This window comes from Actinomadura logoneensis, assembly GCF_003428695.1.
GTDB lineage: Bacteria > Actinomycetota > Actinomycetes > Streptosporangiales > Streptosporangiaceae > Spirillospora > Spirillospora logoneensis.
The window spans coordinates 1-5,263 of sequence record NZ_QURH01000225.1 but is presented as its reverse complement, the minus strand read 5'-3'; the positions used below and the strand labels follow the sequence as shown (position 1 = coordinate 5,263).

Below are 5,263 nucleotides of genomic sequence, written 5' to 3'. Positions count from 1 at the left end.
GACCGCGGGCCGGGCACTCGCGCGGACCGCGGGCCGGGCACTCGCGCGGACCGCGGGCCGGGGTGCCCACGCGCCGTGCAGGTCGGCGTGTCCACGCACCCTGCGGGCCGGTGTGTCCACGCGGAGCGCGGGCCGGGTGTCCACAAGGGAGTGCGGGCTGAGGCGTGCACGCGGAACACGGGGCAGGGCGTCCACGCGGGCGCGGGCCGAGGTGCCTGCGCGGACCTAGGGAGAGGCCCGCAGGGGTAGCGCAGGGCGGTGTTCGTGCTGCTGTCTTCAAGGACTGGGCCGGGCTTTAGGAGGTCGTCGGCAGGCGTCTGTGCCCATGGGGCTCATGGGTGGCGCGCACGGGTAACGGGGGCAACGTGGCTGTGGGGAGTGCGGGGTGATGTTCTGGTGCTGTGCAGGTGGATGTGTTCGTGCTGGGGCGTGGTTTCGGGGAGGTCAGCGGGGAGAGCGGTCAGCCACCGAGGCGCGGGATATTGACTCACGCCCGCCATCCGGCAGTTCGAGCAGGTCGAGCAGTCGACGAGGCCGTCACCCTGATGGCGACCGCCGAGCCGAGACCGTGCGCGGTCAGGACGAGGGCGAGACTGCGCGCATCCGGGAAGAGGCCGAGACTGCGCGTGGCCAGGGCGAGATGGGGCGGTGGATCGGCGGTGCCGGGTAGGTGGGCGCTGCCGAGGAGGGCGCGCGCGGAGGGTGGTCTTTGTGGGGGAGTGGGGGTTGGGGGCGGGGGTGGTCAGGCTTGGTTGCGGAGTTCCTCGGTGGCTTCTTGGAAGGCGTCGGCGGCGCGGGCGAAGTAGTCGAAGAGGAGTGCCTGCTGCTCCTGTGTGTAGCCCTGGATGATGCCGCCGATCTTCCGGCGGACCGGGGTGAGGGCCTCGTCCAATCCGGACGGCTGGGTGACCAGCTCGACGATGACCTTGCGGCGGTCGTCGGCGTCCGGCACGCGGCGCACGTAACCGGCCTGTTCGAGGCGGTCGACCAGGCGCGTCGTGGGGCCGGTCGTCAGACCGGCGCGCCGCCCCAGCTCACCCGGCGTCAGAGGACCGAACAGCTTCAGGATGTTCAGCGCGTAAAGATCCGTGGCCCCCAGGTCAACGGCCTTGGCGCTCGCCTGCCCGTGCAGCATCAGCGCGCTCATGTACCGCTGATAGACCGCCGACGGATCCCCACTCGCCACCGAACCCACCCCTCTCGCCAAGACGCTCGGCAGAAGCTTCTCTGAGGAAGCAACTTTACACGGGAAGATATCACGTGCGCTCGTCCGCTTCGGGGAGCGGCAGAAGGGGCGGCCCCTGGGGTGGGGCCGCCCCTTCTGCGGGGTGGGTCAGGTCGTCGCCAGGGGGCGGGCAGGGGTGACGGTGAGGGCGTCGGCGGAGTCGTCCAGGTCGACCACCACCTCGTCGCCGTCGTGGATGGTGCCCGAGAGCAGTTCCTTCGCCAGGCGGTCGCCGATGGCGGTCTGGACGAGTCGGCGCAGCGGACGGGCGCCGTACAGCGGGTCGTAGCCCGTCAGGGCCAGCCACTCGCGGGCCGCGTCGGTCACCGTCAGGCGCAGGCGGCGGTCCGCCAGGCGGCGGGCCAGACGCTCGACCTGCAGGTCCACGATGCGGGTCAGCTCGTCGGTGGACAGGGCGTCGAAGACGATGACGTCGTCCAGGCGGTTCAGGAACTCGGGCTTGAAGGAGGTCCGGACGGCCGCCATGACCGCCTCGCGCTTGGCGCCGTTCTCCATCGCCGGGTCGACGAGGAACTGCGAGCCGATGTTGGACGTCAGGATCAGGATGGTGTTCCGGAAGTCCACCGTGCGGCCCTGGCCGTCGGTGAGACGGCCGTCGTCGAGGACCTGGAGCAGGATGTCGAAGACCTCCGGGTGCGCCTTCTCCACCTCGTCCAGCAGGACGACCGAGTACGGGCGCCGCCGGACGGCCTCGGTGAGCTGGCCGCCCTCCTCGTAGCCGACGTAGCCGGGAGGCGCGCCGACCAGGCGGGCCACCGCGTGCTTCTCGGAGTACTCCGACATGTCGATCCGGGTCATCGCCCGCTCGTCGTCGAAAAGGAACTCCGCCAGCGCCTTGGCCAGCTCGGTCTTGCCGACGCCGGTCGGGCCGAGGAACAGGAACGAGCCGGTCGGACGGTCCGGGTCGGCGACGCCGGCGCGGGCGCGGCGGACGGCGTCCGACACGGCGCCCACGGCGGCGCGCTGCCCGATCAGCCGGTGGCCGAGCTCGTCCTCCATGCGCAGCAGCTTGGAGGTCTCGCCCTCCATCAGCCGGCCCGCGGGGATGCCGGTCCAGGACGCCACGACGTCCGCGACGTCGTCCGGGCCGACCTCCTCCTTCACCATGGTGTCGGTGGTCTCGCCCGCCTGCTCGGCGGACGCCTCGGCGAGGTCCTTCTCCAGCTGCGGGATCTCGGCGTAGGTGAGCCGGGAGGCGGTCTCGTAGTCGCCGTCGCGCTGGGCCCGCTCGGCCTCGCTGCGCAGCGCGTCGATGCGCTCCTTGATCTCGCCGACCCGGTTCAGCCCGGCCTTCTCCTTCTCCCAGCGGGAGTTCAGGACGTTCAGGTGCTCCTGCTTGTCGGCGAGGTCCTTGCGCAGCCGCTCCAGGCGCTGCTTGGACGCCTCGTCGGTCTCCTTGGCGAGCGCCATCTCCTCCATCTTCAGCCGGTCGACCGAGCGCTGCAGCTCGTCGATCTCGACCGGACGGGAGTCGATCTCCATGCGCAGCCGGGACGCCGCCTCGTCCACCAGGTCGATCGCCTTGTCCGGCAGGAACCGGGAGGTGATGTACCGGTCGGACAGCGTCGCCGCGGCGACCAGCGCCGAGTCGTTGATCTGCACCTTGTGGTGCGCCTCGTACCGGCCCTTCAGCCCGCGCAGGATCGCGACGGTGTCCTCGACGGACGGCTCGCCCACCAGGACCTGCTGGAACCGGCGCTCGAGGGCCGGGTCCTTCTCGATCCGCTCGCGGTACTCGTCCAGCGTGGTCGCGCCGATCATGCGCAGCTCGCCGCGGGCCAGCATCGGCTTGAGCATGTTGCCCGCGTCCATCGAGCCCTCGGCCGCGCCCGCGCCGACCACCGTGTGCAGCTCGTCGATGAACGTGACGACCTGCCCCTCGGACTGCTTGATCTCGTTGAGGACGGCCTTCAGCCGCTCCTCGAACTCGCCGCGGTACTTCGCGCCCGCGACCATCGCGCCGAGGTCGAGCGCGACCAGCGTCTTGCCGCGCAGCGACTCGGGGACGTCCCCGGCGACGATCCGCTGCGCGAGGCCCTCGACGACGGCGGTCTTGCCGACGCCGGGCTCGCCGATCAGCACCGGGTTGTTCTTGGTGCGCCGCGACAGCACCTGGACGACCCGCCGGATCTCCGCGTCGCGGCCGATCACCGGGTCGAGCTTGCCCTCGCGCGCGGCGGCGGTCAGGTCGACGCCGTACTTGGCCAGCGCCTGGAAGGTCTCCTCGGGGTTCTCCGAGGTGACGCGGGCGTGCCCGCGGACCTTCTCGAACGCCTCCAGCAGCGCGTTCGGGGTCGCGCCGGCGTCCTTCAGCAGCCCCGCGACCGGCCCGCCGTCGGCGGCGAGCCCGACCAGCAGGTGCTCGGTCGAGACGTACTCGTCCTCCAGTTGCCGGGCGCGGTTCGCGGCGGTGTTCACCGCGACGATCAGCTGCCGCGACATCTGCGGGGACGACACGGTCGAGCCCGCCGCCTTCGGCAGGTTCGCCAGCTGCTCCTCGGCCCGGGCGCGGACGGCCTTCCAGTCCGCGCCGACGGCCTCCAGCAGCGGGACGGCCGTGCCGTCGGTCAGCTGGATGAGCGCCACGAGCAGGTGCTGGGGCTCGACCTGCGGGTTGCCCTCGGAGGCGGCGCGCCGCACCGCGAGCGAGACCGCCTCCTGGGACTTCTGGGTGAGCTTGTAGTCCATGTTCTTCGGATCCCCCTATCGGTCCCGGCCCCGCTCGTGCCAGACGACCACGCCCGTCGCGCGGATGGGCACGAGGTCGCCCCCGGGAGCGTCACCGGATTCCCCGCGGCGGCGCTGCTGCGCGAGGCGCGCCGCGACCGCCCGGGTCGATTCGAGTTCGTTGGCGAGGTCCTGCAGGGTCTCGCGGGCGCGCTGGAGCTCGTCGTTCAGGCGCGCGTTCTCCCGCTGCAGGCCCAGGATGTGCTTGATGCCCGACAGGTTGACGCCCTCCTCCTGCGAGAGCCGCTGGATCTCGCGGAGCAGCACGATGTCGCGCATGGAGTAGCGGCGTCCCCGGCCCTGCGTGCGGCCCGGGGACACCAGGCCGAGCCGGTCGTAGGTGCGCAGCGTCTGCGGGTGCAGCCCGGACAGCTGCGCCGCCACCGAGATCACGTAGACCGGCGTGTCATCGCCGAAGGCGTCCATGGGGCACCTACTCCTCCCTGGCCTGCTGGAGCAGCTCGCCGCGCAGGTCGTCGCCCGCGCCGGAGGACCGCAGCGCCTCCAGCGCCGCGCGGGTCTGGTCGTCGATCTTGTCCGGCACCTGGACGTCCACCGTCACCAGCAGGTCGCCCTTGGTGCCGTCGCGCCGCGTTGCGCCGCGCCCCCGCACCCGGAACGTCCGCCCGTTCGGCGTGCCCTCCGGGATGCGCAGCGTGACGGGCTGGCCCTGGAACGTCGGCACCTTGATCTCCGCGCCGAGCGCGGCCTCGGGGAAGGTGACCGGGACGGTCAGGGTGAGGTTGTCGCCGCTGCGGCCGAACACCGGGTGCGGCAGGACCTTGATGTTCACGTACAGGTCGCCCGCCGGGCCGCCGTTCTCGCCGGGCGCGCCCTTGGCCTTGAGCCGGATCTTCTGCCCGTCGGCGACGCCCGCCGGGATGCGGGCCTGGATGGTGCGGGTGCCGGTCGCGCGCCCGCTGCCGCTGCAGGTCGGGCACGGGTCGTCCACGACCAGTCCCCGGCCGCGGCAGATGTGGCACGGCTCGCTGAACCCGAAGTTGCCGAGGTTGCGGGTCTCCTGCCCGGTGCCCTCGCAGTTCGGGCACACCCGCGGCACGGTGCCGGCCTTCGCGCCGGTGCCGTGGCAGGTGGGGCAGGCCGCCTCGCTGGTCAGCTTCAGCGGGACGGTCACGCCGTTCATCGCGCGGCCGAACGACAGCGTCACCTCGGTCTCGACGTCCGCGCCGCGCCGCGCCCGGCGCGCGCCCGCCCCGGTGCGCGTGCCGCCCCGGTTGAACAGGCCGCCGAACAGGTCGCCGATGCGCTCCCCGGCGCCGCCGGCCGGGC

The 5,263-nt window shown here is 72.4% G+C and carries 4 protein-coding genes; all 4 read right to left on the bottom strand.

Annotated elements, in window-relative coordinates:
* Positions 1–742: 742 nt before the first annotated feature.
* Complete coding sequence (locus DZF91_RS12915; RefSeq protein ID WP_117357720.1) at positions 743–1,147, bottom strand: MarR family winged helix-turn-helix transcriptional regulator; 405 nt, start codon at positions 1,145–1,147, stop codon at positions 743–745.
* Positions 1,148–1,333: 186 nt separating this feature from the next.
* The gene (gene clpB / locus DZF91_RS12910) at positions 1,334–3,934 is read right to left on the bottom strand and encodes an ATP-dependent chaperone ClpB (protein ID WP_117357719.1); all 2,601 of its coding nucleotides are present in this window, start codon (positions 3,932–3,934) and stop codon (positions 1,334–1,336) included.
* Between the two features lie 15 nt (positions 3,935–3,949).
* A complete protein-coding gene (locus DZF91_RS12905) occupies positions 3,950–4,399 on the bottom strand; it encodes a heat shock protein transcriptional repressor HspR (RefSeq protein ID WP_117357718.1) in 450 nt (149 codons plus the stop codon).
* A 7-nt stretch (positions 4,400–4,406) separates the two neighbouring features.
* Positions 4,407–5,263, bottom strand: an 857-nt coding sequence (locus tag DZF91_RS12900) for a DnaJ C-terminal domain-containing protein (RefSeq protein WP_117357717.1), incomplete at its 5' end; no start/stop codon positions are given.

Coding starts and splice junctions, on each gene's coding strand:
- DZF91_RS12915 (WP_117357720.1), bottom strand. CDS start 1,147: ATGAGCGCGCTGATGCTGCACGGGCAGGCGAGCGCCAAGGCCGTTGAC.
- clpB (WP_117357719.1), bottom strand. CDS start 3,934: ATGGACTACAAGCTCACCCAGAAGTCCCAGGAGGCGGTCTCGCTCGCG.
- DZF91_RS12905 (WP_117357718.1), bottom strand. CDS start 4,399: ATGGACGCCTTCGGCGATGACACGCCGGTCTACGTGATCTCGGTGGCG.